This is a genomic window from Tenacibaculum sp. M341 (assembly GCF_004337695.1).
GTDB lineage: Bacteria > Bacteroidota > Bacteroidia > Flavobacteriales > Flavobacteriaceae > Polaribacter.
Genome location: NZ_SJXJ01000045.1, coordinates 1 through 2,911, shown reverse-complemented (window position 1 = coordinate 2,911; position 2,911 = coordinate 1). Strand labels below are relative to the sequence as shown.

Genomic DNA, 2,911 nt, shown 5'->3' with positions numbered 1-2,911 from the left:
TCCGGTAAAACACCTTGTAAATATTCCTCTAGTTCAGATGCTACTAAAGAAGAAGCACTAGTATAATAACAAACTAAATACTGATCATTACCACTTCCTTTTACAATTACTACACTCTGATGTATCTCTGGATGAGATTCTACTTGTGTAATAATCTCTCCTAACTCTATTCGATGTCCGCGAAGTTGTATTTGAGCATCGCTTCTTCCTTTAAACGCAATAACACCTTCCTTTGTCATACATGCTAAATCGCCCGTACGATACATTTTTTCTCCCATTCTATATGGGTTATCTACGAAAAACTCTTTTGTTTGTACCTCATTATTTAGATACCCCTGTGATACTCCATTACCTCCAATATATAGTTCTCCAGTTACTCCCTGTGGAACCATATTCTTAAAGGCATCCAACAAGTAAATCTCTGTATTGTACAATCCTTTTCCTATTGGAACAATTCCTTTATCTCCTTTTTGTAAAACATAACTCGTGGCTGCTACGGTTGCTTCTGTAGGTCCGTAATTATTATATAACTCAAAACTTGCCTCTTTCTGTAAGTTTAAAGCTTCTCCTCCGGTCAATATCTTTATACCTCTTAACTCTTTTTCTTTCTCTACAAACTCATGACACATTACTGTTGGTAAAAAACTATGAGTAATTTTATTACTTTTTAAATACTCATATAAACGATCTACATCTAAACGAATGGCATCTGAATTTAAAGGATAGATACTTGAACCACTAGCAAGTTGTGGGAACATCTCAAAAATTGAAGCATCAAATCCAATTCCTGAAAACAATGTACTCTTACTGGCAGTATTCACCCCATAAAAACCAGTGTACCAAATACATAAATGCATTAAATTTCCATGACTAACTTTTACTCCCTTAGGTTTCCCTGTTGATCCAGAAGTATAAATAACATAAGCTAAATCTTCACCTTTTAAAGTCCCTTTGAAGAATTTAAACCCCTTCTTTTTCGAATGACTAATTTTCAGATATTCTCCAATATATTTTTTATCAATTAGAAGGTGATAACCACTGTCTTCTGCAATATACTTTTTACGTTGTTCAGGTAGCGATGGATCTATTGGGATATAAATACACCCTGCTTTTAAAATAGCTAATGAACTTATAATAAGCCAATTTGTTCTTGGAAGTGATACCCCTACACTATCTCCTTTTGACAAATTTGTGTTTTCCAATAAATGACCTGCCAAAACATTAGAAAGCTTATCCAATTCTGAATAACTTATAGATTCTCCTTCACTTACTAAGGCTATACCGTTAGGGGTATTAGACACCTGTTCTTGAAACATATCTAAGAAGGTCATTTCTCTATCATAGTCAATATGCTCTCCTTTCAATGTTGAAATTTGAAAACGCTCTTCTTCTTTACTCAATAAGCTTATGTTTCCAATAAGAACATCTGGATTGACAAGTACTATATCTATTAAACGTTCAAAATATACTAAGAAACGTGTTACACTTGATTCTGTAAATAAACTAGTGTTATAGGTTAATGTAATACTTGTATGCTCTGGTCGTTCTGCAACAACCAGAGTCATATCAAATTTTGAACTTGTTCTTTCTTTTCCTTTTCCGTAAGGACAAATCATTTGCTCCATACCCAAATTCGTCTCTTCAGAAGTAATATACGAGAACATTACATCGAATAATGGATTACGACTTGTATCTCTATCTATTGATAAATTATCAATTAAGTCTTCATACTGATAACCTTCATGTTCAAAACTTTGCAAGACAACCTCTTTAATCTCTGAAAGGTATTTGATATATGACTTCTCTCCTTCAGGATAACTACGGAGCGCCAAAGTATTTACAAACATTCCTACCATTCGCTCAACATCAGCATGGCTTCTTCCCGAAGTTGGTGTCCCTACTACAATATCATGTTGATTACTAAGTTTACTCAACAATATCTTGTAAAGGGATAGCATCATCATATAAGTCGTACTTCCTTGCGCCAGACTTAAAGAATGTAATTTTTTTGTCTGATCACTACTCAATTCCAAAGAAACTGAAGCCCCATCTGTATTTTTTATTTTTGGTCGCTCATAATCATACGGTAAGTTCAATGGTAATGGAAGTTCGGTATAACGTTCTTCCCAATAAGTCTTATCCGAAACCTTCTTCTGATTATGACTTTCACTCTGTTGCCATTCTGCATAATCGGTATACTGCAACGATAATTCTGGTAAGTCCTCTCCCTGGTATAAACGTATAAAGTCGTTCATCAATATTCCATGAGATACGCCATCACTTACAATATGATGCATATCTATTAACAAAATATAACCTCCTTCTGATAAATTTACAATTCCTACCCTGAAAGGATATTCTTCTTTCAAATTAAAAGGACGTACAAAAGCTGCAATCAAATCTGATACTGGTAGATTACCGTCTAAGTGTGTTACACTAAATCCAGAAGCTTCCATTATTTGTTGATTAACAACATCATCAGTTAATATAAACCTTGTACGTAAACTTGCATGGCGAGACACTAATTTATTAAATGCTGTTGTTAATTTATCAATATTTATATTAGAATTTACTTCGTAAAACTCTGGCATATTATAACTAGTAGACTCCTTATCAAACTCATATAAAAAATACATACGCTTTTGTGCTGATGACAACTTATAATACGCTTTAACTTCTGCTTTTGGTATACTTACATACGATCCCTTACTTTCTTGGTTATTTTCTATATAATGTGATAAAGAACGAATATCTTGATAAGTAAAAATATCGCGTAGGTTTAAAACTAATCCTAGTTCTTTATTAAGCTTATTAACTAAACTTATTGCCTTTAATGAATGACCTCCCAAACGGAAGAAACTTTGTGTAACACTCAATTCAGATGATTCAATAGACAGTACCTCTGACCAAA

Annotated in this window: 1 protein-coding gene; it reads right to left on the bottom strand. The window is 33.4% G+C overall.

Annotated elements, in window-relative coordinates:
- A partial coding sequence (locus tag EYW44_RS21835) for a non-ribosomal peptide synthetase (protein WP_132727986.1) occupies window positions 1–2,911 on the bottom strand: 2,911 nt, incomplete at both ends.